This is a genomic window from Streptomyces sp. BK022, assembly GCF_004217355.1.
GTDB classification, from domain to species: domain Bacteria; phylum Actinomycetota; class Actinomycetes; order Streptomycetales; family Streptomycetaceae; genus Streptomyces; species Streptomyces griseoluteus.
Genome location: NZ_SHKU01000005.1, coordinates 443808 through 469446 on the forward strand (window position 1 = coordinate 443808; position 25639 = coordinate 469446).

At 72.4% G+C, this 25639-nt stretch carries 25 protein-coding genes and 1 pseudogene; 9 read left to right on the top strand and 17 right to left on the bottom strand.

What is annotated here, in order from left to right:
* Positions 1-174: 174 nt before the first annotated feature.
* Complete coding sequence (locus EV284_RS23030; RefSeq protein WP_130337218.1) at positions 175-1503, bottom strand: TRAM domain-containing protein; 1329 nt, start codon at positions 1501-1503, stop codon at positions 175-177.
* A gap of 101 nt (positions 1504-1604) precedes the next feature.
* Positions 1605-3653: an APC family permease gene (locus tag EV284_RS23035; protein WP_130337220.1), complete on the bottom strand. Its 2049-nt coding sequence runs from the start codon at positions 3651-3653 to the stop codon at positions 1605-1607.
* 160 nt (positions 3654-3813) lie between these two features.
* On the opposite strand from EV284_RS23035, the gene EV284_RS33605 reads away from it, so the two are divergent.
* From EV284_RS33605 to EV284_RS23045, 3 genes are all read left to right on the top strand, one after another.
* Positions 3814-3948 (top strand): hypothetical protein, encoded by a 135-nt coding sequence (locus tag EV284_RS33605; RefSeq protein WP_267881251.1) that lies wholly within the window; start codon positions 3814-3816, stop codon positions 3946-3948.
* 112 nt (positions 3949-4060) lie between these two features.
* Positions 4061-4732 carry a TrkA family potassium uptake protein gene (locus EV284_RS23040; RefSeq protein ID WP_030803045.1) on the top strand — a complete coding sequence of 224 codons (672 nt, stop codon included), beginning with the start codon at positions 4061-4063 and terminating at the stop codon, positions 4730-4732.
* Positions 4732-5403: a TrkA family potassium uptake protein gene (locus tag EV284_RS23045; RefSeq protein WP_130337222.1), complete on the top strand. Its 672-nt coding sequence runs from the start codon at positions 4732-4734 to the stop codon at positions 5401-5403. The genes EV284_RS23040 and EV284_RS23045 overlap by 1 nt, the downstream gene beginning before the upstream one ends.
* A gap of 59 nt (positions 5404-5462) precedes the next feature.
* Here the strand turns inward: EV284_RS23045 and EV284_RS23050 are convergent, their stop codons facing one another.
* From EV284_RS23050 to EV284_RS23080, 7 genes and pseudogenes are all read right to left on the bottom strand, one after another.
* Entirely contained in the window at positions 5463-6278 is an 816-nt protein-coding gene (locus tag EV284_RS23050; protein ID WP_130337224.1) for a DUF3159 domain-containing protein, read from the bottom strand.
* 3 nt (positions 6279-6281) lie between these two features.
* Positions 6282-6680 (bottom strand): OB-fold nucleic acid binding domain-containing protein, encoded by a 399-nt coding sequence (locus EV284_RS23055; RefSeq protein WP_130337226.1) that lies wholly within the window; start codon positions 6678-6680, stop codon positions 6282-6284.
* 65 nt (positions 6681-6745) lie between these two features.
* A complete protein-coding gene (locus tag EV284_RS23060) occupies positions 6746-7432 on the bottom strand; it encodes a response regulator (RefSeq protein WP_130337228.1) in 687 nt (228 codons plus the stop codon).
* A complete protein-coding gene (locus tag EV284_RS23065) occupies positions 7429-9984 on the bottom strand; it encodes a sensor histidine kinase KdpD (RefSeq protein WP_130337230.1) in 2556 nt (851 codons plus the stop codon). The genes EV284_RS23060 and EV284_RS23065 overlap by 4 nt, the downstream gene beginning before the upstream one ends.
* Positions 9985-10176: 192 nt before the next feature.
* A complete protein-coding gene (locus EV284_RS23070; RefSeq protein ID WP_130337232.1) occupies positions 10177-10929 on the bottom strand; it encodes a DUF3710 domain-containing protein in 753 nt (250 codons plus the stop codon).
* A 1-nt stretch (position 10930) separates the two neighbouring features.
* A pseudogene (gene dut, locus EV284_RS23075) lies at positions 10931-11478 on the bottom strand (dUTP diphosphatase).
* Positions 11475-12053 carry a PaaI family thioesterase gene (locus EV284_RS23080; RefSeq protein WP_031183439.1) on the bottom strand — a complete coding sequence of 193 codons (579 nt, stop codon included), beginning with the start codon at positions 12051-12053 and terminating at the stop codon, positions 11475-11477. The pseudogene dut and the gene EV284_RS23080 overlap by 4 nt, the downstream one beginning before the upstream one ends.
* A gap of 90 nt (positions 12054-12143) precedes the next feature.
* On the opposite strand from EV284_RS23080, the gene EV284_RS23085 reads away from it, so the two are divergent.
* Entirely contained in the window at positions 12144-12608 is a 465-nt protein-coding gene (locus tag EV284_RS23085; RefSeq protein ID WP_130337234.1) for a DUF3093 domain-containing protein, read from the top strand.
* A 13-nt stretch (positions 12609-12621) separates the two neighbouring features.
* On the opposite strand, the gene EV284_RS23090 is transcribed toward EV284_RS23085, so the two are convergent.
* The 4 genes from EV284_RS23090 to EV284_RS23105 all read right to left on the bottom strand — a co-directional run bounded on the left by EV284_RS23090 (position 12622) and on the right by EV284_RS23105 (position 16184).
* Positions 12622-13527 (bottom strand): hypothetical protein, encoded by a 906-nt coding sequence (locus EV284_RS23090; RefSeq protein WP_130337236.1) that lies wholly within the window; start codon positions 13525-13527, stop codon positions 12622-12624.
* A gap of 13 nt (positions 13528-13540) precedes the next feature.
* Positions 13541-13837: a DUF4193 domain-containing protein gene (locus EV284_RS23095; RefSeq protein ID WP_005481602.1), complete on the bottom strand. Its 297-nt coding sequence runs from the start codon at positions 13835-13837 to the stop codon at positions 13541-13543.
* A gap of 406 nt (positions 13838-14243) precedes the next feature.
* Complete coding sequence (locus EV284_RS23100) at positions 14244-15524, bottom strand: HAMP domain-containing sensor histidine kinase (RefSeq protein ID WP_130337238.1); 1281 nt, start codon at positions 15522-15524, stop codon at positions 14244-14246.
* Between the two features lie 6 nt (positions 15525-15530).
* Positions 15531-16184 (bottom strand): response regulator transcription factor, encoded by a 654-nt coding sequence (locus EV284_RS23105; protein WP_007387794.1) that lies wholly within the window; start codon positions 16182-16184, stop codon positions 15531-15533.
* A gap of 413 nt (positions 16185-16597) precedes the next feature.
* Here EV284_RS23105 and EV284_RS32810 point away from each other — a divergent pair, with 413 nt between their 5' ends.
* Positions 16598-16771 carry a hypothetical protein gene (locus tag EV284_RS32810; RefSeq protein WP_165425622.1) on the top strand — a complete coding sequence of 58 codons (174 nt, stop codon included), beginning with the start codon at positions 16598-16600 and terminating at the stop codon, positions 16769-16771.
* A 17-nt stretch (positions 16772-16788) separates the two neighbouring features.
* On the opposite strand, the gene EV284_RS23110 is transcribed toward EV284_RS32810, so the two are convergent.
* Positions 16789-17604, bottom strand: a complete 816-nt coding sequence (locus EV284_RS23110) for an inositol monophosphatase family protein (protein ID WP_130337240.1) — start codon at positions 17602-17604, stop codon at positions 16789-16791.
* An 8-nt stretch (positions 17605-17612) separates the two neighbouring features.
* On the bottom strand, positions 17613-18740 hold the full coding sequence (locus tag EV284_RS23115) for a ferrochelatase (protein WP_130337242.1): 1128 nt from the start codon (positions 18738-18740) through the stop codon (positions 17613-17615).
* Positions 18741-18914: 174 nt separating this feature from the next.
* On the opposite strand from EV284_RS23115, the gene EV284_RS23120 reads away from it, so the two are divergent.
* Together EV284_RS23120 and EV284_RS23125 are read left to right on the top strand one after the other, a co-directional pair.
* Positions 18915-20153 carry an MFS transporter gene (locus tag EV284_RS23120; protein WP_130337244.1) on the top strand — a complete coding sequence of 413 codons (1239 nt, stop codon included), beginning with the start codon at positions 18915-18917 and terminating at the stop codon, positions 20151-20153.
* A complete protein-coding gene (locus tag EV284_RS23125) occupies positions 20113-21429 on the top strand; it encodes a D-arabinono-1,4-lactone oxidase (RefSeq protein ID WP_130337246.1) in 1317 nt (438 codons plus the stop codon). Before EV284_RS23120 ends, EV284_RS23125 begins: the two co-directional genes overlap by 41 nt.
* Here EV284_RS23125 and EV284_RS23130 read toward each other — a convergent pair.
* Positions 21356-22123, bottom strand: a complete 768-nt coding sequence (locus EV284_RS23130; RefSeq protein WP_130337248.1) for a hypothetical protein — start codon at positions 22121-22123, stop codon at positions 21356-21358. The genes EV284_RS23125 and EV284_RS23130 overlap by 74 nt on opposite strands.
* A gap of 481 nt (positions 22124-22604) precedes the next feature.
* On the opposite strand from EV284_RS23130, the gene sepH reads away from it, so the two are divergent.
* On the top strand, positions 22605-23645 hold the full coding sequence (sepH, locus tag EV284_RS23135; RefSeq protein ID WP_130337250.1) for a septation protein SepH: 1041 nt from the start codon (positions 22605-22607) through the stop codon (positions 23643-23645).
* A 58-nt stretch (positions 23646-23703) separates the two neighbouring features.
* On the opposite strand, the gene EV284_RS23140 is transcribed toward sepH, so the two are convergent.
* Complete coding sequence (locus tag EV284_RS23140; RefSeq protein ID WP_130337252.1) at positions 23704-24546, bottom strand: sulfurtransferase; 843 nt, start codon at positions 24544-24546, stop codon at positions 23704-23706.
* A 260-nt stretch (positions 24547-24806) separates the two neighbouring features.
* Between EV284_RS23140 and EV284_RS23145 the strand changes: the two genes are divergently transcribed.
* Positions 24807-25586, top strand: a complete 780-nt coding sequence (locus tag EV284_RS23145; RefSeq protein ID WP_130337254.1) for a VOC family protein — start codon at positions 24807-24809, stop codon at positions 25584-25586.
* The last annotated feature ends 53 nt before the right edge of the window (positions 25587-25639 follow it).

Genomic DNA, 25639 nt, shown 5'->3' on the forward strand with positions numbered 1-25639 from the left:
CAAGCGTCATGTGAGCGTCAGCATCCTGAGGAACACGCAGACACGATCTGCTCCGCTGTCGCCGCGCTTGCCCTTATGTGCTGGTCAAGCGGCATCCAGCGATGAACTCCGCCGTTCACCGGTTGAACGGCGGGAAACAGGTCGAGCAACTCACCCGGATGACAAAAGCGCAGGTCAGGAACCCTTGCTAGCAGGCTCCAGAATCGCCACGCACTCAACGTGCGACGTCATAGGAAACAGATCGAACGCCCGCAGCGTCCGCACCCGGTACCCGCCCTCCCGGAAGTACCCCAGGTCCCGGGCCAGCGCGGCCGGGTCGCAGGCCACGTAGGCGATGCGGCGGGCGCCGAGGCCGGCCAGGTGCTGGACCGTCTTGCGGCCGGCTCCCGCCCGGGGCGGGTCGAGGACGATGAGGTCGACCTCCGTGATCCCGGTCCGGGGCAGCACGGACTCCACCTTGCCCTGCTCGATCCGCACGCGGGGGAAGTCCGCGAGGTTGTGCCGCGCGTCCTCCACCGCCCGCTTGCCGGACTCGATGCCGAGGACCGCGCCGGTCTCGCCCAGGCGGTCGGCGAGGGCACCGGCGAAGAGGCCGGCGCCGCAGTAGAGGTCCAGGGCCATCTCGCCCTTGCGCGGGAGGAGGCCCTGCATGACGGCCGTCACCAGGGTGTCCGCCGCCTTCGGGTGGACCTGCCAGAAGCCGCCGCTGCCGACGCGGTACGTGCGGCCGTCGGCGCGCTCGCGCACGAACGCGCGGCCGTGGACGCGGTGGACGCCGCCGTCCTTCTCGTCGACGCGCATCACCGACGCGGGCCGGTCCAGCTCGACGAGCGGGAGCCGGGCCCCGGGGCGGGGCTCCAGGATGACCATGCGGTCCTGCGAGCCCGTCGCGGCGATCGCGTCGACGGAGGCCATGCCCGACCAGTCCCGCTCCTCGATGCCGAGTTCACTGACACCGGCCGCGGCGATCATGCAGTGGTCGATGGGCTCGACCTCGTGCGAACGGTGGCGGCGCAGGCCGGCGTTGCCGTCCGCGTCGACCGCGTACTGCACGCGGGTGCGCCACTGGGGCACCTGGCCGGCGGGCAGCTTGTCGCCCTCAGCCGGCATGACCGTGCCGTCCCAGCCGGCCTCCCCCGGGGTGAGGCCCGCGAGCCGCTGGAGCTGCTCCGCGATGACCTCGCCCTTCAGGCGTCGCTGCGCGCCCGGCTTCGCGTGCTGCCAGTCGCAGCCGCCGCACTTGCCGGGGCCGGCGAACGGGCACGGCGCCTCGACGCGGTCCTTGGACGCGTCCAGGATCTCCACCGCGTCGGCCCGCAGGAAGCGCGCGCCCTCCTCGCCCTCGGTCACCCGCGCCACGACCCGCTCCCCCGGCAGCGTGTGCCGGACGAACAGCACCTGGCCCTCGGCGGTGCGGGCGATGCAGTGACCGCCGTGGGCGACGGGTCCGACCTCGACCTCGTACTCCTCGCCCACCAGAGACTTCTTCTGTTCTGCCTGCATGGTGGGGTGACTCCAAGATCGGGGAGGAGGGGGTGGCGGACGGACAAGGGCCCGCGAGGACAACAGCCGACCAGTCTACGGGGTCCCGGTGACCCCTACGGTCACTCCTTCGCCCCGGCCCCGTCCTTCGGCCGCTCGGCCGGACCCCGGCGCACCGCGCCCGGCGCGCTCCACTCCTGCCTGCGGCGGGCCCGGTCGCGGGCCACCTGGGAGGACTCGAGCTGGTAGGGCACCGAGGTGACCATCACGCCGGGCGTGAAGAGCAGCCGGCCCTTGAGCCGCAGCGCGCTCTGGTTGTGCAGCAGGTGCTCGTACCAGTGACCCACCACGTACTCCGGGATGATCACCGAGACCGCGTCGCGCGGGGACTCCTTGCGGAGGTTCTTGACGTACTCGATGATCGGCCGGGTGATCTCGCGGTACGGCGAGTCCAGCACCTTCAGCGGTACGGTGATCCCGCGCCGCTCCCACTCCTCGCGCAGCGCCTTGGTCTCCGCCGGGTCGACGTTGACGGTGAGCGCCTCCAGGGTGTCGGAGCGCATCAGCTTGGCGTAGGCCAGGGCGCGCAGCGTGGGGCGATGGATCTTGGAGACCAGCACCAGGGAGTGCACCCGCGAGGGCCGCACGCTGTCGTCGGTGGGGCCGTCCACGGCGGCGATCTCGTCCGCGACCCGGTCGTAGTGCTTACGGATCGCGGTCATCGTCACGTAGAAGATGCACATGCCCAGCAGGGCGACCCAGGCACCGTGGGTGAACTTGGTGACCAGCACGACGACCAGCACCAGGCCGGTGAAGAAGGCGCCGAAGGCGTTGATCGCGCGGGAGCGGACCATGTGGCGGCGCTTGAGCGGGTCCTTCTCGGCGGCGAGGTGCCGGTTCCAGTGCCGGACCATGCCGGTCTGGCTGAGCGTGAAGGACACGAACACGCCGACGATGTAGAGCTGGATCAGCCGCGTCGAGTCGGCGCCGTAGATCACCACCAGCAGCATCGCGGTGCCGGAGAGCAGCACGATGCCGTTGGAGAACGCCAGGCGGTCGCCGCGGGTGTGCAGCTGGCGGGGCAGGTAGCGGTCCTGCGCCAGGATCGACCCGAGCAGCGGGAAGCCGTTGTACGCCGTGTTCGCCGCGAGGAAGAGGACCAGCGCGGTCGCGGCGGCGAGGACGATGAACAGGAAGCTGCCCTTGCCGAACACCGCCTCGGCGACCTGGGAGATCACCGGGTTCTGGACGTAACCGGAGCCGATGGGCACGCCGTCGCGCAGCAGGTCGGTCGCCGGGTACTCGGCCATGCGGACCTTGGTGGTCATGGCGAGCGCGATGATGCCGCAAAACATGGTGACGGCCAGCAGGCCCATCATGGCGAGCGTGGTCGCCGCGTTCTTCGACTTGGGCTTGCGGAAGGCGGGGACGCCGTTGGAGATGGCCTCCACGCCGGTGAGCGCGGCACAGCCGGAGGAGAAGGCCCGCAGCAGCAGGAAGACCAGCGCGAAGCCCGCGAGGCCCTGGTGCTCGGCCCGGATGTGGAAGCCGGCCGTGGGCGCGCGCATCGTGTCCCCGAGGACCAGTCCGCGGAAGGCGCCCCACGCGATCATGATGAAGACGCCGCCGACGAACACGTAGGTGGGGATGGCGAAGAGCTTGCCCGACTCCTTCACCCCGCGCAGGTTCATCAGCGTCAGCAGGATGATCACGGCACAGGCGCACAGCACCTTGTGCTGGACCACGAAGGGGACCGCCGAGCCGAGGTTCTCGATGCCGGAGGCGATGGACACGGCCACGGTGAGGACGTAGTCGACCAGCAGGGCGCTGGCGACGGTCAGGCCGGCGCGGGGACCGAGGTTGGTGGTCGCCACCTCGTAGTCACCGCCGCCGCTGGGGTAGGCGTGCACGTTCTGCCGGTAGGAGGCGACCACCGTGAACATGAGCACGACGACGGCGACGGCGATCCAGGGGCTGAAGTGATACGCCGACACGCCCGCGATGGACAGGACCAGCAGAACCTCCCCCGGCGCGTAGGCGACGGAGGACAGCGGGTCGGAGGCGAAGACGGGGAGGGCGATGCGCTTCGGCAGGAGCGTCTCGCCCAGCCGATCACTGCGCAGAGCGCGCCCGATCAGAATCCGTTTGGGCACGTCGGTCAGTTTGGACACGAGAGAGGATCGTAAGGCTTCGAACAGGCGGGCGCGCAACCGGTGGGCACGTTCTGCCTCACGAGTGAATTCCGGGGCGCCCGGAAGTGGGGTGTGCCGGGTGCGCGCGCCCCCGTGCCTAGATGACAGCTCCGGCCCGTCGTCGCACTTCGGAGGTCCCATGCCCGCCGCCGCTGAGCTGCTCGGAGCCGTGCTCGCCCTGGCCGGTCTCGCCGTCCTCACCGGGTGCAGCGTGCGCAGCATCACTCGGCGCCGGGCGCCGGGCGTGACCGCGGTCACCGAACAGCGCAGATGAACGCCGTCACGGTGGGTTGACGGCGGCCAGGACGTGCACGCGTGTGCAGCTTTGGGCCCCGGTCTGAGACCCTGATGCCGAGCAGCAACTTTTGGACACCGGAAGGACGGTCGTGCACATCGTCATCATGGGCTGCGGCAGAGTGGGTTCCGCTCTCGCCCAGACCCTGGAGCAACAGGGACACACGGTCGCCGTGATCGACCGGGACCCCACCGCCTTCCGCAGGCTGGGGCCGGGATTCGGCGGTCGCCGGGTCACCGGTGTCGGCTTCGACCAGGACACCCTGCGCGAGGCGGGCATCGAGGAGGCGGGCGCCTTCGCCGCCGTCTCCAGCGGTGACAACTCCAACATCATCTCCGCCCGCGTGGCCCGTGAGATGTTCGGCGTGGAGAACGTGGCCGCCCGGATCTACGACCCGCGCCGTGCCGAGGTGTACCAGCGCCTGGGCATCCCGACCGTCGCCACGGTCCGCTGGACCGCCGACCAGATGCTGCGCCGGCTGCTGCCCTCGGGCGCGGAGCCGCTGTGGCGCGATCCCACCGGCGGGGTCCAGCTCGCCGAGGTGCACGCCTCCGCGAAGTGGGTCGGCCACAAGATCAGCAAGCTCCAGGAGGAGACGGGCGTCCGGGTGGCGTTCCTGACCCGGTTGGGCGAGGCCGTGCTGCCCACCTCGCAGACGGTCCTCCAGGAGGGCGACCTGGTGCACGTGATGATGCGGACGGACGAGGTCCAGAAGGTCGAGGCCGCGTTCGCCGACGGCCCCGAAGAGGAGGGCGGTCACTGATGAGGGTCGCCATTGCCGGAGCCGGTGCGGTCGGCCGCTCGATCGCGGCGGAACTGCTGGAGAACGGCCACGAGGTCCTGCTGATCGACAAGGCGCCGACCGCCATCTCGGTGGAACGGGTGCCGCAGGCGGAGTGGCTGCTGGCCGACGCCTGTGAGATCACCGCCCTGGACGAGGCCGCGCTCCAGCGCTGCAACGTCGTGATCGCCGCGACCGGCGACGACAAGGTCAACCTGGTCGTCTCGCTGCTCGCCAAGACGGAGTACGGCGTCCCGCGCGTCGTCGCCCGGGTGAACAACCCCAAGAACGAGTGGCTCTTCAACGAGTCCTGGGGCGTCGACGTGGCCGTCTCCACCCCGCGTCTGATGTCCGCCCTGGTCGAGGAGGCGGTGAGCGTCGGCGATCTGGTCCGGCTGCTGCGCTTCAGCCACGGCGACGCCAACCTGGTGGAGCTGACCCTGCCGGAGGAGTCGGCGCTGGCCGGCACCCAGGTCGGGGACGTGGAGTGGCCCGAGGACACCAGCCTCGTCACCATCATCCGCGGTACCCGCGTGCTGACGCCGTCCAAGGAGGACTCCCTGGAGGCGGGCGACGAACTCCTCTTCGTGGCCGCGCAGGCCCGCGAGGAGCAGCTGGAGGACCTGCTGTCGGTCCGCCGCGACAGCGTCTGAGACCGCACACGCAGAGGGCGCCCCCGGATCTCTCCGGGGGCGCCCTTCTCCGTCTGCCCTCAAACGCCCCTGCGGTGCCGTCCCGCCGCGGGCTCGCCGTTCTCGGCGGCGGCGCCCTCGCGCTCGGCGTTCGCCGCCTTCTCGGCCTCCTCGGCCTTCTCGGCGGCCTCCATCTCGGCGAACACGTCGATCGGCGGCGGCGCCTTGGCCAGGAAGACCCAGGTGAGCCAGACCGCCAGCAGGAAGGGCGGGATCTTCAGGATGACCAGGACCCAGCCGAGCTGGGTGGTGTCGGCCCACCAGTAGAGCGGGAAGAGGATCGCGCACTTGGCGAGCAGGATCAGGCCCCAGGCCCAACTGGCCTTGGTGTACGCCTTCTTGCGGCCGGGGTTGCGGGTGCGCCAGGAGAGGTTCTCCTTGAACACCGGCCCCAGCATCAGCCCGATCAGCGGCACCCCGGCGAGAGTGGTGACGATGTACGCCAGCGCCAGGCCCAGGGTGTAGAGCATGCCGGGCAGGTAGAAGTCCTTGGCGTTGCCCGTGAACATGGCGAACACGACACCGAAGGCGACCCCGAAGACACCGCTGAAGGCGTGCTTGACGGTGTCCTTGCGCAACAGCCGGACCACCAGCATGACCACCGAGACGGCCAGCGCGGCGATCGCGGAGAAGTGCAGGTCCTTGTTGATCGTGAAGATCGTGACGAAGATCAGGCCGGGCAGCACCGTCTCGACCATGCCGCGGATGCCGCCGAACGCCTCGAACAGCGCGGCCTCGGTGACCGCCCGGGAGTCGTGGACCTGGCCGTCGTCCTCGCGCCCGCCGCCCGGTGGGCTCTGTCCGGCGTCTTGGGTCGGCTTGTCGAGGGACGTCACCGGCTACTCCCGTCCGAGGGGTCGCAGTTCGTATTTCGGGTTGAACAGCACGCGGCGGCCCCGGCTCATCGAGATCCGGCCCGATGCGATCAGCTTGCGTCCCGGTTCTATGCCCGTGATGGAGCGCCTGCCGAGCCACACCACGTCCAGCGCGGCGGTGCCGTCGAACAACTCCGCCTCCAGCGCCGGGACTCCCGCCCGCGGTCGCAGGGTGACCGTGCGCAAGGTACCAGTTACGGTGACGATCTGCCGGTCGTGGCAGTCGCCGATCCGGGTGCAGCCCGCGGTCTCGGTGTCCTCCCGCAGCTCCTCCGACTCCAGGTCCTCCTGGGAGGTGGAGAGCCGGTCCAGCATGCGGCGGAACCGGCCTGCCGACTTTTCGGATCGAGGAACGCCACTCATATCTGAAGCGTACCGGGGTGTGCCCCCGAGGCCGTACTCCAGAGGGCCCCGGCCGGGACACCGGTTCAGTTCTCGAAGCGGTAGCCCATGCCGGGTTCGGTGATGAAGTGCCGGGGGTGGGCCGGGTCGGCCTCCAGCTTGCGGCGGAGCTGGGCCATGTAGACCCGAAGATAGTTGGTCTCGGTGCCGTAGGAGGGCCCCCAGACCTCCCGCAGCAGTTGCTTCTGGCCGACCAGCCGGCCGGTGTTGCGGACCAGCACCTCCAGCAGATGCCACTCGGTCGGGGTGAGCCGTACGTCCCTGCCGCCCCGGTCGACCTTCTTGGCGGCCAGGTCGACGGTGAAGCCGGCCGTCTCCACGGTGGTCACCTCGTCCTCGCCCGGCCCGACCGGCTCGGCCCGGCGCACGGCGGCCCGGAGCCGGGCCAGCAGTTCGTCCATGCCGAAGGGCTTGGTGACGTAGTCGTCGGCGCCCGCGTCCAGCGCCTCGACCTTCTCGTCGGAGGAGTGGCGGGCGGACAGCACCAGGATGGGCACCCGCGTCCAGCCGCGCAGGCCCCGGATCACCTCGACGCCGTCCATGTCGGGCAGGCCCAGGTCGAGGACGATCACGTCGGGGTGGCGGGAGGCGGCGAGCTGGAGCGCGGTGCGGCCGTCGGGGGCCGAGTCGACGTCGTACGAGCGCGCCTTGAGGTTGATCACGAGGGCCCGCACGATCTGCGGTTCGTCGTCGACCACCAGCACCCTGGTCATTGCGGCTGCCTTTCCTGTTCTGCGGTGTCCTCCCCGGCGGGCACCGGCTCGGGGCCGGGCCGGGCGGCGCGGAGGCTGAGCACCATGGTGAGTCCGCCACCGGGGGTGTCCTCGGCGGTCAGGGTGCCGTCCATGGCCTCGGCGAAGCCGCGGGCCACCGCGAGGCCGAGTCCGACCCCGGCACCGCGCGGGGCGTCCCCGTACCGCTGGAACGGCTCGAAGATACGGTCCTTCGCCTCGTCCGGCACGCCGGGCCCCCGGTCCACGACCCGGACCTCGACCCGGTCGACCAGGGCGCTGGCGGAGACGGTGACGCGCCGGCCGGGCGGGCTGTACTTGACGGCGTTCTCCACCAGGTTGGCGACCGAGCGCTCCAGCAGGCCGGGGTCGACGGCGACCATGGGCAGCGTCTCGGGCACGTCCAGGCCGACGCTGTCCTCGGGGACGCCGACCAGCGCCATGGGCACCACCTCGTCCACGTCGATCTCGCGGATCAGCGGGGTGACGGTGCCGGTCTGAAGGCGGGACATGTCGAGCAGGTTGCCCACCAGGTGGTCGAGCCGGTCGGCGCCCTCCTCGATGCCCTCCAGCAGTTCGGCCCGGTCCTCCTCGGACCACGCCACGTCGTCCGAGCGCAGCGAGGAGACGGCGGCCTTGATCCCGGCGAGCGGGGTGCGCAGGTCGTGGCTGACGGCGGCGAGCAGGGCGGTGCGGATGCGGTTGCCCTCGGCGAGCGCGCCCGCCCGGTCGGCCTCGGCCTTCAGGCGGCGCCGGTCGAGCACGACGGCGGCCTGCGCGGCGAAGGCGGCCAGGACCCGGCGGTCCTCGGCGGGCAGCACCCGGCCGGTGAGGGCGAGCGCCATGTGGTCGCCGACCGGCATGTCCACGTCGGCGTCCTCGGGCCGCTCCAGCGGGGGTCCGAGTCCGGCGCGGCCCGCGCAGGTCCAGGGCTCCAGGTCGCCCGCCCGTTCCAGCAGGGCGGCGGACTCCATGGCGAAGGTCTCCCGGACCCGCTCCAGCAGCGCCTCCAGGCTCGTCTCGCCGCGCAGGACGTTGCCGGCGAGGAAGGAGAGGATCTCCGACTCGGCCCGCAGCCGGGCCGCCTGGTGGGTGCGGCGGGCGGCGAGGTCGACCACGGAGGCGACCGCCATGCCGACGCCGAAGAAGATCGCGATGGCGACGATGTTCCGCGGGTCGGAGACGGTCAGCCGGTGCAGGGGCGGGGTGTAGAAGAAGTTCAGCAGCAGGGAGCCCAGCGCGGCCGAGGCGAGCGCGGGCAGCAGTCCGCCGAGCAGGGCCGCGGCGACCGTGACGGCCAGGAACAGCAGCATGTCGTTGGCGAGGCCGAGGTCGACGGCGTTGAGCAGCAGCGCCAGCAGCGCCGGGCCCGCCAGCGCGGTCGCCCAGCCCGCGACGATCCGGCCCCGGCCGAGCCGCGAGCCGCGCGCGACGGGCAGTCCGCGGCCCTTGGCGACCTCCTCGTGGGTGACGATGTGCACGTCGAGGTCGGGGCCGGACTCCCGGGCGACGGTCGCGCCGACACCGGGTCCGAAGACGTACTGCCATGTCTTGCGGCGCGAGGAGCCGAGCACGATCTGGGTGGCATTGACGCCGCGTGCGAAGGCCAGCAGGGCGGCGGGTATGTCGTCGCCGACCACGTGGTGGAAGGTGCCGCCGAGGTCCTCCGCCAGGGTGCGCTGGAGGGCGAGTTCCTTCGGGGAGGCGGCGGTGAGGCCGTCGCTGCGGGCTATGTAGACCGCGAGCACCTCGCCGCCGGCGCCCTTCTCGGCGAGCCGGGCGGCGCGGCGGATCAGGGTGCGCCCCTCGGGTCCGCCGGTCAGGCCGACCACGATGCGCTCGCGGGAGCCCCAGATCCGGGAGACCCGGTGCTCGCTGCGGTAGGCGTTCAGATGCTCGTCGACCCGGTCGGCCACCCACAGCAGGGCCAGTTCGCGCAGGGCGGTGAGGTTGCCGGGGCGGAAGTAGTTGGACAGGGCCGCGTCGACCTTGTCGGGCTGGTAGACGTTGCCGTGCGCCATACGGCGGCGCAGCGCCTGCGGGGACATGTCGACCAGCTCGATCTGGTCGGCCCTGCGGACCACTTCGTCGGGCACCGTCTCGCGCTGGCGGACCCCGGTGATCGACTCGACCACGTCCCCGAGGGACTCCAGGTGCTGGATGTTGACGGTGGAGACGACGTCGGTCCCGGCGGCGAGGAGTTCCTCCACGTCCTGCCAGCGCTTGGCGTTGCGGGAGCCGGGCACGTTGGTGTGGGCGAGTTCGTCCACCAGGGCGACGGCGGGCGCGCGGCGCAGTACGGCGTCGACGTCCATCTCCTCGAAGGAGGTGCCCCGGTGCTCCAGCCGGCGGCGCGGCACCTGCTCCAGGCCGTGCAGCAGCGTCTCGGTACGGGGGCGGCCGTGGTGCTCCACGTACGCCACCACGCAGTCGGTGCCCCGTTCCAGGCGGCGGTGGGCCTCGGCGAGCATGGCGTAGGTCTTGCCCACGCCGGGTGCCGCGCCGAGGTAGATCCGAAGCTTGCCGCGTGCCATGGCCCCATTGTCTTCCGGTGTCTGCCGTCTGCGCCGGGTCGACCATACGGCGGCCGGTGCGGACAAAGCGGGCGGGGGGCGGCGCGACGGGACGCTTTGACGCAACCCTGACGCGTCGGGCGCGCACGAAGGGCCGCACCCCCGGGGGTACGGCCCTTCGCGGCTGTCTCTCGACTCGGCGCACCTCGGTGCTCAGCGGACCTCGGTGATCTCCGGGCCGCGCTGGAGCTGGCCCATGCCGCCGGAGAAGCGGGAGCCCTCCTCCTGCTGCTGGACGCCCTCGGGAACCATCTGGGCGTCGTTGGGCAGCTTCAGGACGATCGGGTCGCGGGGCGCCATCGGGCCCTCGCCGCGCACCACGACCGTGTCGCGGAAGATCTGCTCCAGCAGCCCGGCCGCCTGCGGCTGCACCGCGCCCTGGCCGGAGATCACCCCGCGCAGGAACCAGCGCGGGCCGTCCACGCCGATGAACCGCACGACCTGGAAGCCGCCCGTGCCGTCGGGGAGCTGCACCGGCACCTGGGCCCGCAGCTCCCAGCCGAGGGGGCCCTCGACCTCGTCGACGATGCCGCCCTGCTGGGTGATGCCGCCCGCGATCTCCTCGCGGACCTCGCCCCAGATGCCCTCGCGCTTGGGAGCGGCGAACGCCTGGAGCTGGACGGCGCTGTCGCGCAGTACGACGGTCGCGGCGACGATCGCGTCACCGGCGACCTCGACCCGCAGTTCCATGCCGTCGACCCCGGGCACGAACAGACCGCCCAGGTCGACGCGGCCCTCGGCCGGGTCGCGCACCTCGGTGGAGTCCCAGGGTCCGTCGGGGCGCGGCTCGGGCTCGAGCCGTACCCGCGTCTGCTCTTCCGCCTCGGTGTCGACGCTGTCGACGACCTGCTCGGCCTCGCCGGCCGCGTCCTCGGCGGCACCCTTCTTGTTGCGACGTCCGAACACGTCACTGTCCTTCCCGGTCGGATACGACCGAAGCGTATCGATTCCCACCCGCCCGGCCACCTGCGGCGGCCGGACCGTCGTGCCGCGCTAGCCGTCCACCGAGGCGTGGCCTCCGGTGGACCCGAAGCCCCCCTCGGCCCTCACCGAACCGGGAAGTTCCGCGACCTCCTGGAAGCGGACCCTCTCGACCTGCTGGACGACCAGTTGGGCAATCCGGTCGAAGCGCTCGAACCGCACACTGTCGCGCGGATCGAGATTCACCACGATCACCTTGATCTCTCCACGGTACCCGGCATCAACCGTCCCCGGGGCGTTCACGAGCGCCACTCCGCAGCGGGCCGCCAGCCCCGAGCGGGGGTGCACGAAGGCCGCGTACCCCTCCGGCAGCGCGATGGCCACGCCCGTGGGCAGCACGGCCCGCTCGCCGGGCTTCAGCTCGCAACGCTCGGTGGTGCGCAGGTCGGCCCCGGCGTCGCCGGGGTGCTCGTAGGCCGGAAGCGGTACGTCGGGGTCGATGCGGCGCAGGGAGACGTCCAGCGGGGCGCTCACGGGTTCACCTCGAAGGCGCGGGAGCGCCGGATCTGGTCCGGGTCGCTCATGGCGGCCCGGATCTCCTGCTCGCGGCCGTGTTCGGTGAAGTGGTCGACCTTCACCTCGACGAACAGCGCCTCCGCGCGGACGGCGACGGGGCCCTCGGGGCCGCCGATGCGGCCGGTGGCGCGGGAGTAGATCTTGCGTCCGGCGACCGCGGTGACCTCGGCCTGCAGATGCAGCACGGTGCCGACGGGCACCGGAGCCACGAAGTCGGTCTCCAGCCGTCCGGTGACGGCGATGGTGCGCAGCAGCCAGTTCAGCGAGCCGAGGGTCTCGTCGAGGGCGGTGGCCAGCACCCCGCCGTGCGCGAGGCCGGGGGCGCCCTGGTGGGCGGGCTGGACGGTGAACTCGGCGGTCAGCGAGACGCCGTCGCCCGCGCGTGCCTCCAGGTGCAGCCCGTGCGGCTGGCCGGGGCCGCAGCCGAAACAGTGTTCGTAGTGGGCACCGAGCGGCTCACCGGGCGCGGGGGCGTCGGGATGCCGGACGGGGGGCTGCGCGTCGGCGGGGGGCTGGAGACTGGCTGAACTCACAGGCGCAGACCTTACCGTTCCGTCCTGTGGCCGCCACCACGCCGCCGCCCCGGCGTCCGGGATGTCCGTCCACCGTGCCAAGCTTGGCTCATGCAGCTCTCCGCCGCCCCCTACGAAGAACGCCTGACCGCCCCGCGCTCGTGGTGGCTGATCAGCGTGCTCGTGGGCGTCTCCTTCGCCCTGATCCTGCTGCCCTTCGGCACCCTGCCGCTGCTCGGCGGCCTGGTCGGCGGCACGGCTGTCGCGGCGGTGATGGCCAGCGCGTACGGCTCCCCGCGCATCCGTGTGGTGGGCGACGCGCTGATCGCGGGCGAGGCGCGCATCCCGGTGTCGGCGCTCGGCGCGGCCGAGGTGCTGGACGCGGAGGAGGCCCGCGCCTGGCGCACCCACAAGGCCGATGTCCGCGCGTTCCTGCTGCTGCGCGCCTACATCCCGACGGCGCTGCGGGTCGAGGTGACCGATCCCGAGGACCCGACGCCGTACCTGTACCTGTCGACGCGGGAGCCGGAGAGGCTGGCGGCGGCGATCGCGGACGCGAAGACGCCGGCCGCCTGAGCCCGGCGGGACGTCAGCTGCCGGTGCCCTCCGGGTATCCGGTGATCCTCAGCGGGTCCTCGGGCTCCTCCAGCGGCGGCAGGTCGGTCAGCCTGTCCCAGGGGACCTGGCTCTTGCGCAGGTCGGTCCGCACGCGTGCGGCGAGCTTCCGGGTGTCCCGGCGGTTCATGACCGCGCCGACGGCGGCGCCGACCATGAACGGCATGAGGTTGGGCAGGTTCCGGACCATGCGCTTCATGATCCGCTGGCGCAGTTCGCGCTTCATCCTTCCGCTGAGGGCGACGTCGATGGACGCCGGTTTCATCACGTCGATTCCGCGCTCCCCCGACCAGGAGGAGAGATACGCGATGCTGCGGACGCGGAGGCCGCCCGGCGGGCGCAGGCCGTAGACCTCGTGGAGTTCGGCGATGAGCTTCAGCTCGATCGCGGCGACCCCGGTGATCTCGGCGGCCAGCTCGGTAGGCATGGCGGGCGGTACGGGGAGCATGGCGGCGGCGCCGATCCCGGCACCGACCGTGGAGGTTCCGGCGGCCGCTCCGGCCACCAGTTTGTCGGCGAGCTGCTCGGGCCCGAGGCCCGGGAACTGCCGGCGCAGGGTCGCGAGGTCGCGTACGGGGACGCGTGGGGCCAGGTCGATGACCCGGTCGGCGACGTAGGCGAGTCCCGCGCGGGCGTGCGTGCGCCCCCTGCGGGCGCCTTCGTGGGCCAGCAGGCGGGCGCGGGAGCGCACCCCCGCTGCGCGGCCGGGGGGCTCTGCCGTCCTGGCCGCGTCGGTTTCGGACGCCGGTTCGAGCGAGGCCCCCGGTCCGGCGGGGCCCCGCTCGTCTTGGTCACGTGTGCCGTGCGAGCCCTTGAAGAGCCCTTTGTCCGCTCCCGGAAGGTGGAAGCGGCGCTTCCGCGGAGGGGTCGAGCCAGTCACGGCCGACCCGTCCCTAGTCGCAGTCGCGGCAGATCGGCTGGCCGTTCTTCTCACGGGCCAACTGGCTGCGGTGGTGGACCAGGAAGCAGCTCATGCAGGTGAACTCGTCCTGCTGCTTGGGCAGCACGCGGACGGCCAGCTCCTCGTTGGAGAGGTCGGCTCCCGGAAGCTCGAGGCCCTCAGCGGCCTCGAACTCGTCGACGTCCACCGCGGAGGTGGACTTGTCGTTCCGGCGGGCCTTCAGCTCTTCGAGACTGTCCGAGTCGACGTCGTCGTCGGTCTTGCGTGGAGTGTCGTAATCGGTTGCCATGTGTCGCTCTCCCCCTCTGGGTGTCTGCGGTGTCTTCAGCGCACGTAACGCGTGAGAGGCCGGACTTGTGCCCGACCTGAGGCGGAGATTTTGCCTCACATCAAGGTCTGTTACTCAATCGACACCCAACCCGGCCCCTCGTGAGTGATCGGCTTGGATGGCGGTGAGGACCGTACACGGTTCGAATGCCGCACCTCAAAGGCGCCTCATCGTGTACTTCCCGTGATCAGGAGCCTTGAAAACCCGGATTTTCCCGGCCTTTCGGCCCTCTTCATGATCACAGACAGTGCATGGCCGGAAATCCGCCCATGTGATTGATCACACAGGGAAAACCTCTTTCGGTGCTCGGAAAATTCCGCGCGAAGCGAACATCCTCCGCGAGTGTCGGGATCTGTGACAAGGACGGTCACAACGGCAGCGTCACCCGCATCACCAGACCACCGCCCTCGCGCGGAACGGCCGCGATGTGACCGCCGTGCGCCCGCGCCACGGACCGCACGATGGACAGCCCGAGCCCGACCCCCTTGTCGCTGCCCGTACGCTCCGTGCGCAGCCGCCGGAAGGGCTCGAAGAGGTTGTCGATCTCGTACGCGGGCACCACGGGGCCGGTGTTGGCCACGGTCAGCACCGCGCGGCCGTGCTCGACCGCCGTGCCGACCTCCACCCAGCCGCTCTCCGCCGCCTCGCCGTCGCGCTGCGTCTCGTCCGGGGCCACGTTGTAGCGCACCGCGTTCTGGACGAGGTTGAGCGCGATGCGTTCCAGCAGCACGCCGTTGCCGCGCACCACGGCGGGCTCCAGCTCGCTGCGGATCTCCACGCTCCGGCTCTCGGCCTCGCCGCGCACCTGGTCGATGGCCTGCCCGGCCACCTCCGCGAGGTCCACCGGACCCCGCTCGACGATCTGGTTGTCGCTGCGGGCGAGCAGCAGCAGGCCCTCCACCAGCTGCTCGCTGCGTTCGTTGGTGGCCAGCAGGGTCTTGCCGAGCTGCTGGAGCTCCACCGGGGCGTTCGGGTCCGAGAGGTGGACCTCCAGCAGGGTGCGGTTGATCGCCAGCGGGGTGCGCAGCTCGTGGGAGGCGTTGCCGACGAAGCGCTGCTGGGCGGTGAAGGCCCGCTGGAGCCGCTCCAGCATGTCGTCGAAGGTGTCGGCCAGCTCCTTCAGCTCGTCGTCCGGCCCGTCCAGCTCGATCCGGCGGGACAGATCCGACCCGGCCACCTGGCGGGCGGTGCGGGTGATCCGGCCCAGCGGGGAGAGCACCCGGCCGGCCATCGCGTAGCCGAACGCGAAGGCGATCACCGCGAGGCCCAGCAGGGCCAGCAGCGAGCGGCTGAGCAGGTTGTCCAGGGCCACCTGGCGCTGGTGGTCGACGCACTGGCTGATCGCGGTGTTGAAGTCCTGGAGCGACAGGCTGGTGGTGTTGTTGATCGCCGGGCAGTTGCCGCTGGAGACCCGGAGGTCCTGGTAGCCGACGATCTTGAACAGCGGCTGGTTGCCGGTGCTGATCGCCTGCGCGGCCAGCAGATAGATGATCGACAGCAGCAGGATGCCGGCGATCAGGAACATGCCGCCGTACAGCAGGGTGAGCCGTATCCGGATGGTCGGACGCAGCCAGGGGAAGGGCGGCTGGGGGCGGGGGTCCCAGGTGGGCTTCGGGGGCGCCTGGGGCGGCGCGGGCGAGGCGGCCACGGCGGATCAGATCCGGTAGCCGGAGCCGGGGACCGTCACGATCACCGGGGGCTCGCCGAGTTTGCGGCGCAGCGTCATCACCGTCACGCGCACCACGTTGGTGAAGGGGTCGGTGTTCTCGTCCCACGCCTTCTCCAGCAGTTGCTCGGCCGAGACGACCGCGCCCTCGCTGCGCATCAGCACCTCCAGCACCGCGAACTCCTTCGGCGCGAGCTGGACCTCCTTGCCGTCGCGGAAGACCTCGCGCCGGTTGGGGTCGAGCTTGATGCCGGCCCGCTCCAGGACGGGGGGCAGGGGCACGCTGGTGCGGCGGCCGAGGGCGCGCACGCGCGCGATCAGCTCGCTGAAGGCGAACGGCTTGGGCAGGTAGTCGTCGGCGCCGATCTCCAGGCCCTCGACGCGGTCGCTGACGTCACCGGAGGCGGTGAGCATCAGCACGCGCGTGGGCATCCCCAGCTCCACGATGCGGCGGCAGACGTCGTCGCCGTGCACCAGGGGGAGGTCGCGGTCGAGGACGACCACGTCGTAGTCGTTGACGCCGATGCGCTCCAGGGCGGCCGCACCGTCGTACACGACGTCGACGGCCATGGCCTCCCGGCGCAGTCCGGTGGCCACCGCATCGGCGAGCAACTGCTCGTCCTCGACGACGAGTACACGCACGTCGCTAGTCCTTCCTGAAGTCCACCCGCGGGTGCCGCGCCGGGGCGCGGACGGGTGGAGACGGCCGTGGGATCGGGCCTCCATCCTGCCCTTTTCGGCCATAAGTCGGCTGTAAGCCGGAGGCGGGGGCCGCTGGGACGGAGGGGGCGGGACGAGAATGCCGGAATTTCTCCCGCCGGCGAGGTTTCCGCGCTGAGGCGGACGGGGAGGACGGCTTTACACCCCGCGATCACGCTCTGCATGTGCCGCAGCACCATGCGGTACTCCGCGATCACTCGGCGGAGCGGGCGCGGGTGTCCGGCACCGTCGCCGCCCGGCAGGGCAGCGCTGGGCACCCGCGGCGATGATCGCCCCTTCCTTGACCCGGCACATCCCGTGCCACCGACCCACGACCCAGGACGAGGGGGCGCAGCATGGACGCTTTCACCACGGGACTTCTGCAGCGCATAAAGGCGACCGAGTCCGATCTGACACGGGCGCGTGACGAGGGGGACGACTTCCTCGTCGAGGTGGAGCAGGGTGAGCTGGACGACCTGCGCCGTCTCGCCGCCGAGCACGGGGTCGAGGTCGGGGTCACCCCCGCCTGACCCGACCCGGACGCGCTTCAGTCCTGCCAGGCGCCGAAGTCCCCCAGCAGCCGCTGGAGGGGCTCGAAGACGGCCGGGGTGGCGGCGAGCGTCAGCTCGGCCGAGGGGCGTTCTCCGGGCCGCCCACCGGTCACGGCGCCCGCTTCCCGCGCGATGAGGTCCCCCGCGGCGACGTCCCACGGGTGCAGCCCGCGTTCGTAGTACCCGTCGAGCCGGCCGCAGGCCAGGTCGCAGAGGTCGATCGCCGCCGAACCGCCGCGCCGGATGTCGCGGACCAGCGGGATCAGCCGGGCCGCGATCTCCGCCTGCCGGGCACGGACCTCGGCTACGTAGTTGAACCCGGTGGAGACCAGCGCCTGGTCCAGCGGGGCCGGCGGGCGGCAGGCCAGCGGCCGCTCGCCCTCCCAGGAGCCGGTGGCCCAGGCGCCCCCGCCGCGCACGGCACGGTAGGTCTCGCCGCGCATCGGAGCCGCGACCACTCCGGCCACGGTCTCGCCGTCCACCTGGGCCGCGATCGAGACGGCCCAGGTCGGCAGCCCGTACAGGTAGTTGACCGTGCCGTCGAGCGGGTCGATCACCCAGCGGACCCCGCTGGTGCCCTCGGTGCTGGCGCCCTCCTCGCCGAGGAACCCGTCGTCGGGACGTCGCCCGGAGATCAGGTCCACGATCAGCTTCTCGGCGGCCAGGTCCATCTCGGTCACGACGTCGACCGGGCTGGACTTGGTCGCCGCCACCGCGAGGTCGGCCGGCCGACCGTCACGCAGCAGAGCGCCTGCCCGGCGGGCGGCCTCCTGGGCGAGCTGGAGCAGTTCGGAGGGGAGCGGGTCGGTCACGGGTGTCCTTACGCGTGAGGGCTGTCGGCGCCCGCGGCGGCGGGGCGCGGGGCACGGGCCGGGCAGCAGCCGACCGGGCAGACGTCGTGGCTCGCGCCGAGCGCGCCCAGCGCGCACGGGGTGATCTCGCGGCCGCGCTCGGCGGCGGACCGCTCCACGACCAGGTCGCGGACGGCGGCCGCGAAGCGGGGATCGGCGCCCACGGTGGCCGAGCGGCGTACCGGCAGGCCCAGTTCCGCCGCCTTGGCGGTGGCCTCCGTGTCGAGGTCGTAGAGGACCTCCATGTGGTCGGAGACGAAGCCGATGGGGGCCATGACCACGGCCGGGACCCCGGCGGCGTGCCGCTCCTGGAGGTGGTCGCAGATGTCCGGCTCCAGCCAGGGGATGTGCGGGGCGCCGGAGCGGGACTGGTAGACGAGCTGCCAGGGGTGGTCGACGCCGGTGCGCTCGCGGACGGCGTCGGCGATCAGCTGGGCCACGTCCAGGTGCTGGGCGACGTAGGCGCCGCCGTCGCCGTGGACCTCGGCGGGGCCGGAGGTGTCGGCGGCGGCGAGCGGGATGGAGTGGGTGGTGAAGGCGATGTGGGCGCCGGCGCGCACCTCGTCGGGGAGGTCGGCGAGCGAGCGCAGTACCCCGTCGACCATGGGCTCGACGAAGCCGGGGTGGTTGAAGTAGTGCCGGAGCTTGTCGACCTCGGGCGGTGTCAGCCCCTCCGCCTTCAGCGTGGCGAGCGCGTCGGCCAGGTTCTCCCGGTACTGGCGGCAGCCCGAGTAGGAGGCGTAGGCGCTGGTGGCGAGGACCAGCACGCGGCGGCGGCCGTCGGCGGTCATCTCGCGCAGGGTGTCGGTGAGGTACGGCTGCCAGTTGCGGTTGCCCCAGTAGACCGGCAGGTCCAGCCCGTGGTCGGCGAAGTCCTTGCGCAGGGCGTCCAGCAGTTCGCGGTTCTGCTCGTTGATCGGGCTGACCCCGCCGAACAGGAAGTAGTGCTGCCCGACCTCCTTGAGGCGTTCCTTGGGGATGCCGCGGCCGCGCGTGACGTTCTCCAGGAACGGGACCACGTCGTCCGGGCCTTCGGGGCCGCCGAAGGAGAGCAGGAGGAGGGCGTCGTAGGGGGTGACATCGAGCGCGTCTGGCATGACTCGATCCTGCCACCCCCCACCGACAGGGAGGAAACGGCACGGGGTCGCGCCGGGAAAGCAGCTCTTCTTACCATTCGCCCCCCGCCGGAAACCGCTGCGTTAGGGTCGCCTAACTTGTAAGCTGTATCCACTTACTTCGCGCCTTACTGAGCAGTCCAGACGGAGCCCCGCGTGCCCAGCCCCTACCGCGCCCTGTTCACCGAACCGGGCACCAAGAGCTTCTCCGCCGCGGGTCTCGTCGGCCGGATGCCGCTGTCGATGATGGGCATCGGCGTGGTCACGATGATTTCCCAGCTCACCGGCCGCTACGGCCTCGCGGGCGCCCTCTCGGCCACCATGGCGCTCTCCGCCGCCGTGCTCGGACCGCAGATCTCCCGCCTGGTGGACCGGCACGGACAGCGCCGGGTGCTGCGCCCCGCGACCCTGGTGGCGCTCACGGCCGGGGCCGGGCTGCTGCTCGCCGCGCACTTCGGCTGGCCGGACTGGACGCTGTTCGCCTTCGCGGCCGGGATCGGCGCCGTGCCCAGCCTCGGCGCGATGATCCGCTCCCGGTGGGCCGCGCTGTACGCCGGCGACCCGAGGCTGCACACCGCCTACTCGTTCGAGTCGGTCGTCGACGAGGTCTGCTTCATCTTCGGGCCGATCCTGTCCATCGGTCTGTCGACCGCCTGGTTCCCGGAGGCGGGACCGCTGCTCGCGGCCTGCTTCCTGGCGGTCGGCGTCTTCTGGCTGACCGCCCAGCGCGGCACCGAGCCGGTGCCGCATCCGCGGGCGGAGCACAGCACCGGCAGCGTGCTGCGCTCCCCCGGACTCCAGGTGCTGGTGGCGACCTTCGTGGCCACGGGCACGATCTTCGGCGCGATCGACGTGGTCACCGTGGCCTTCGCCGAGGAGCGCGGCCACAAGAGCGCGGCCAGTGTGGTCCTCGCGCTCTACGCCGCCGGTTCCTGTGTCGCGGGCCTGGTCTTCGGCCTGCTGCGCTTCTCCGGTCCGCCGCGGCGCCGGTGGCTGCTGGGCGTGGCCGCGATGGCCATGAGTATGATCCCACTCCTACTGGTCGGAAACCTGGTCCTTCTGGCCGCGGCACTGTTCGTTGCGGGGCTGTCCATCGCACCGACGATGATCACGACGATGTCCCTCATCGAAAAGCACGTACCTCGCGCGAACCTCACCGAGGGCATGACCTGGGTGGGTACCGGTCTGGCGGTCGGGGTCGCGCTCGGCTCCGCCATGGCGGGCTGGGTGATCGACGCGGCCGGAGCGCGCGCCGGGTACGGGGTCCCGGTGGCCGCCGGAGCCGCCGCGGTCGTGGTCGGTTTCCTCGGGTACCGCCGGCTGCGCAGGCCGGTCACGGGGCGGGGAGGCACCGTTGAGCAGCACGGCGAACGGGAAGCACGGAACGTGGCGTAACTGGGGCGGCAATGTCACCGCCCGGCCCGCCCGGCAGGTGACACCGGCCTCGGTGGAGGAACTGGCCGCCGAGGTGCGCGCGGCCGCCGAGCGCGGGCAGCGGGTGAAGGCGGTGGGCACCGGACACTCCTTCACCTCCGTCGCCGCCACGGACGGGGTGCTGATCCGGCCCGATCTGCTGACCGGCATCCGCGCCGTCGACCGCGCCGCCATGACCGTCACGGTCGAGGCGGGCACCCCGTTGAAGCGGCTCAACGCCGCGCTGGCGCGCGAGGGCCTGTCGCTCACCAACATGGGCGACATCATGGAGCAGACCGTCGCCGGGGCCACCAGCACCGGCACCCACGGCACCGGCCGGGAGTCCGGCTCCATCGCCGCCCAGATCACCGGGCTCGAACTCGTCACCGCCGACGGATCGGTGCTCACCTGCTCCGCCGAGCAGAACCCCGAGATCTTCGCGGCCGCCCGGATCGGCCTCGGCGCCCTGGGCGTCGTCACCGCGCTGACCCTCGCCGTCGAACCGCTGTTCCTGCTCGCCGCACGCGAGGAGCCGATGCCGCTCGACCGGGTGCTGGCCGAGTTCGACCAACTCTGGGCGGAAAACGAGCACTTCGAGTTCTACTGGTTCCCGCACACCGGCAGCACCAACACCAAGCGCAACAACCGCAGCGAGGGCCCCGCGCAGCCGGTGGGCCGGGCGGCCGGGTGGTTCGAGGACGAGTTCCTGTCCAACGGCGTCTTCCAGGCGGTCCAGTGGATGGGGCGCGCCGCCCCCGTCTCCGTCCCGGCCATCGCCCGGGTCGCCAGCCGGGCCCTGTCGGCGCGGTCGTACACCGACATCCCGTACCGGGTCTTCACCTCGCCGCGCCGGGTGCGGTTCGTGGAGATGGAGTACGCGGTGCCGCGCGCGGCCCTGGCCGAGACGCTGCGGGAACTGCGGGCGGTGATCGAGCGGTCCGGGCTGCGGGTCAGCTTCCCGGTCGAGGTGCGCACCGCCCCGGCCGACGACATCACCCTGTCCACCGCCTCGGGCCGGGACAGCGCCTACATCGCGGTCCACATGTTCCGGGGCACCCCGTACCAGGCGTACTTCAGCGCGGCGGAGCGCGTGTTCACCGCACACGAGGGGCGGCCGCACTGGGGCAAGGTGCACACGCGGGACGCGGGGTACCTCGAAGGGGTGTATCCGCGCTTCACCGAGTTCACGGCGCTGCGGAACCGGCTGGACCCGGAACGGCTGTTCCAGAACGACTACTTGCGGAGGGTTCTGGGGTAGTGGGCGCCGGGTCGGTCGCGCCCTCGCTCGGTGTGGGGGCCGGGGTGGCCGCGCCCTCCCCGGGGGCGCTGCTCGGCCCGTCGCCCGGGGTCCGGGTGGTCTCGGGTGACGTCGGCCGGCTGGTGGCGGAGCCGCCCTCGGACGGGGTCTGCCCGGTGGGGTCGGTGGTGCCGGAAGGCGTGGTGGCGGGCGCGGGGTCGTCGTTCCTGCGGTGGTGGGAGGAGTGGTGGCCGCCGACCGCGTCGCTGACCGTGGTGCCCGAGCCGCCGCTGAAGCTGTTGCCGGACGCCGCCTCGTAAACCGTGATGCCGCCCATGGTGACCCCGAAGACCAGGGCCGCCGCGAGCAGCGGGCGCTTCCAGCTCTTGACCTTCGCCCGGTAGACGGTGCCCTCGGTGAACTCCCCCGGCACCGGCTCCGGCTCCGGGACCGGCCGGCCCGCGACAGCCGGCGTACGGGACCGGGTGGGGTCCCGTACCTCGCGGAACTGCTCGCCCGTGCGCCGGAAGAACTGCTGGAAGACCGAGCCGCCGCAGGTGGCGACGATGCTGACCACTCCGGCGCCCAGGATCGTGCCGTACACCCCGAAGTAGGAGGCCATCTTGGCCGCCACGACAGCCGCGAGCGCGCTGCCCGCGACCTGGGGGACGTTCAGGTCGAACCGCTTCCGACCCGCTTCGGGCGTTTCACGCATACCCGGAACCCGCTGCCTTTCCCTCGCTCGGCGTCGGCTCCTGCCGACCTGTGACGAGTGAGGGACGTGCCGACGAAACCATTAGTTCCGTTTCGCCGGATTGCGTGAACTTCGCCACGTTGGTGACGGCCGGAACCCGCCCACGAGCGGCCAAGTCGCACCCCCCGGCAGAAGTTGACGGGCGCGCCGAACGACGCGCATGGCCCGAATGGAGTACTGTTGCGAGCCCTGGGCACCGGTGTCCCATCGGGATGTCCGGAGCCCCGCAGGGCCGCCAGGAGGGGGAGAGTTGCACAGGGTGATGAGGTTCGTCACTCAGCGTTGCGAACAGGTAACCGTGCCATAACGGCGGTGCTCGGCTCGCGCCCGACACGCCGGGCAACTCGGCAAGGTTGTGGCAGGTTGCGCTCGGGCAGGCCACACTCGACTAGCGGAAGCAGCGACGCACGTGACGTCGGCAGGCACCATCCGGGAGGTCCCCATGCCCGAACTGCGTGTCGTGGCCGTCTCGAATGACGGCACACGGCTGGTGCTCAAGGCTGCCGACGCGACGGAGTACACCCTTCCGATCGACGAGCGGCTGCGCGCCGCCGTGCGCGGTGACCGCCCCCGCCTCGGCCAGATCGAGATCGAGGTGGAGAGCCACCTCCGCCCCCGTGACATCCAGGCGCGGATACGAGCCGGTGCCACCGCGGAAGAGGTCGCCCAGCTCGCCGGCATCCCCGTCGACCGGGTCCGCCGCTTCGAGGGACCGGTGCTCGCCGAACGCGCCTTCATGGCCGAGCGCGCCCGCAAGACGCCCGTCCGCCGCCCCGGCGAGAACTCCGGCCCGCTGCTCGGCGAGGCCGTGCAGGAGCGGCTGTTGCTGCGGGGCGCGGAGAAGGACACCGTCCAGTGGGACTCCTGGCGCCGGGACGACGGCACCTGGGAGGTCCTGCTCGTCTACCTGGTCGCCGGCGAACCGCACTCGGCGAGCTGGACGTACGACCCGCCCCGGCGGCTCGTCCAAGCCGTCGACGACGAGGCGCGCTCGCTGATCGGCGAGTCCGACGACCTCGCGGTGCCGGAGCCCAGCTTCCCGTTCGTCCCGCGTATCGCACGGCTCCCGCGCGACCGCGGCATGGACCGCGCACTGGACCGGGGCGACCGCGAGCGGCCCAGCCTGCCCGCGCAGCCGTCCGAGCCCGTCGAGGAGTCCACGGGCGAACGCGACTCCCTGACCAGCCTGCTGGAGGCCGTGCCGAGTTTCCGGGGCGACCTGGTGGTGCCGGAGCGGCCGCCGGAGCCTGCGGAAGAGCCGGCCGAGGAGGTCATGGAGGAGGAGCCTCCGGCGCCCGCCGCGTCGGCCGGTTCCGCCTACGCGGACGTACTGATGCCCCGTGCCGTCTCCAGCCACCGCGACCGGCTGACCGGCGCGACGGACCGCCAGGCCGAGGCCGACGGGGTGCGCCCCGGCCGCCGGGCCGCCGTACCGAGCTGGGACGAGATCGTGTTCGGCACCCGGCGCAAGAAGCAGGAATAGCGGGAGTGGCGGGACCCGTAGGGGTGGAGCGCGGGTGCGCTCCACCCCTCACGCTTTCTCAGCGCGGGTCCGGCCCCACCGCGACCGGGCGGGACGGGTCGTTGGACCACTCCGACCACGAGCCCACGTACAGCGCGGCCGGGATGCCCGCGATGGCCAGGGCCAGCGCCTCGTGCGCCGCGGAGACGCCCGAGCCGCAGTAGACGCCGACCGGGGCGTCGCCGGAGACGCCGAGGGCCTTGAAGCGGTCGCGGAGGTCGGCCGCGGGGAGGAAGCGGCCGTCGGGGCCCACGTTCTCCATGGTCGGGGCCGACAGCGCGCCCGGAATGTGGCCGCCGACCCGGTCGATGGGTTCCACCTCGCCCCGGTACCGCTCCCCCGCGCGGGCGTCGAGCAGCACGCCGGAGCCCGCGAGCCGGGCCGCGCCGTCCGCGTCGAGGGCGCCGGCCGGCTCCGGCAGAGGCTCGAAGTCGCCCTGGGCCGGGGTCGGTACCTCCGTGGACAGCGGGCCCTCCCACGCCGTCAACCCGCCGTCGAGCACCCTCACGTCCGGGTGACCCGTCGCCCGCAGCAGCCACCAGGCGCGGGCGGCCGCCCAGCCCTGGCCGCCGTCGTACACGACGACCGGGGTGCCAGCGGAGACGCCCGCGCGGCGCATCGCGGCGCCGAACTCCGCGAGGTCCGGCAGGGGATGGCGGCCGCGCGGGCCGGGGGGCGCGGCCAGTTCCCGGTCCAGGTCGACGAAGACCGCCCCGGGGAGGTGTCCGGCCTCGTAGGCGGCGCGGGCGTCGAAGGCGGGGGCGTCCGGCGCACTCAGTTGCCAGCGCAGGTCCAGCAGCGTCGGCGGGGTGGGTCCGGCCAGGTCCCCGGCCAGTTCGGCGGCGGTGATGATGACTGTCATGGCGCCATCCTCGCGCACGGGGTGGCCGCCACGCCCGGCTGCCACTGCTCTGCCGGGCCGGACAGCCCCGATCACACGGCGTACGGTATCGGGCACACAGTGTGCGCTCGGCGGCACGCGCCGGTCATCGCCCACAGGGCGGACGGCGGCCGACCGGGCCTTCCGCCTGGACCGCGCGCCGCCACGTACCGGTGGCGGCACGGGCCCTCAGGGAGCGGATGCGACACGGCCCCCAAGAGGGGCCGGAGGGAGAGTGGCGGATGACGCAGGTACGGCAGGCGGCGATCCCCCGGGCGACGCGGGCACCCGGCGCACCTTGGCGGGTGAGCCTGCTGACACACCGGCCGGCCGCCGCCGAGGAGTTCTACGGTGCGCTCTTCGGCTGGGAGTTCGGGCCCGGGCCCGGACGCCGCGCGCGGGCCCTGCTGGACGGCCAGGAGGTGGCGGGCATCGGCCAGTCGCCGCCGGACCGGCAGTTCGCGGCCGCCTGGACGCCGTTCTTCACGTCGCCCGACGTCGACCTGACGGCCCATCAGGTGCGTTTGCACGGTGGCACGGTGGCCGTCGGGCCGCTCGACAGCGCCGGGGAGGGCCGGACGGTCGTGGCCGCGGACCCGGCGGGCGCGGTCTTCGGACTCGGTGAGTGCACCGGCCCGTCCGCGGCGCCGGACGAGGACGGACACGGACTGCCGGTGTGGACCGAGTTGATCACCTACGAGACCGGACGCGTCGTCAGGTTCTACGAGGCGGTGTGCGGCTACGAGCGGGAGCCGGGCACGGACGGCCTGGACCGGGTGACCCTGCGCAGCGCCGGGAGACCGGCGGCCGCGCTGCGCGGCGCCGGACGCGCGGTGCTCCGCGACCGGGGCGCCCACTGGCTCACCCATTTCCGGGTCACGGACGTGGAATGGGCACTCGCCCGGGTGGCGGCGCTCGGCGGCCGGGTACGGGAACCGGCCCGGGACACCGCGTCCGGCCGGTCGGCGACGGTCGCGGACCCGCAAGGGGCGGTCTTCGCGGTGCTCCAGACGCCCGCCTGACGCCCGAGGCCGGGCCGTCCCGCCGGCGGGACGGCCCTCCGCCCCGCCGAAGG

Coding starts and splice junctions, on each gene's coding strand:
- EV284_RS23085 (WP_130337234.1), top strand. CDS start 12,144: ATGCAGCTCTCCGCCGCCCCCTACGAAGAACGCCTGACCGCCCCGCGC.
- EV284_RS32810 (WP_165425622.1), top strand. CDS start 16,598: ATGGACGCTTTCACCACGGGACTTCTGCAGCGCATAAAGGCGACCGAG.
- EV284_RS23095 (WP_005481602.1), bottom strand. CDS start 13,837: ATGGCAACCGATTACGACACTCCACGCAAGACCGACGACGACGTCGAC.
- EV284_RS23065 (WP_130337230.1), bottom strand. CDS start 9,984: ATGGCACGCGGCAAGCTTCGGATCTACCTCGGCGCGGCACCCGGCGTG.
- EV284_RS23140 (WP_130337252.1), bottom strand. CDS start 24,546: ATGACAGTCATCATCACCGCCGCCGAACTGGCCGGGGACCTGGCCGGA.
- sepH (WP_130337250.1), top strand. CDS start 22,605: ATGCCCGAACTGCGTGTCGTGGCCGTCTCGAATGACGGCACACGGCTG.
- EV284_RS23030 (WP_130337218.1), bottom strand. CDS start 1,503: ATGCAGGCAGAACAGAAGAAGTCTCTGGTGGGCGAGGAGTACGAGGTC.
- EV284_RS23130 (WP_130337248.1), bottom strand. CDS start 22,123: ATGCGTGAAACGCCCGAAGCGGGTCGGAAGCGGTTCGACCTGAACGTC.
- EV284_RS33605 (WP_267881251.1), top strand. CDS start 3,814: ATGCCCGCCGCCGCTGAGCTGCTCGGAGCCGTGCTCGCCCTGGCCGGT.
- EV284_RS23060 (WP_130337228.1), bottom strand. CDS start 7,432: ATGACCAGGGTGCTGGTGGTCGACGACGAACCGCAGATCGTGCGGGCC.
- EV284_RS23145 (WP_130337254.1), top strand. CDS start 24,807: ATGACGCAGGTACGGCAGGCGGCGATCCCCCGGGCGACGCGGGCACCC.
- EV284_RS23045 (WP_130337222.1), top strand. CDS start 4,732: ATGAGGGTCGCCATTGCCGGAGCCGGTGCGGTCGGCCGCTCGATCGCG.
- EV284_RS23055 (WP_130337226.1), bottom strand. CDS start 6,680: ATGAGTGGCGTTCCTCGATCCGAAAAGTCGGCAGGCCGGTTCCGCCGC.
- EV284_RS23115 (WP_130337242.1), bottom strand. CDS start 18,740: ATGCCAGACGCGCTCGATGTCACCCCCTACGACGCCCTCCTCCTGCTC.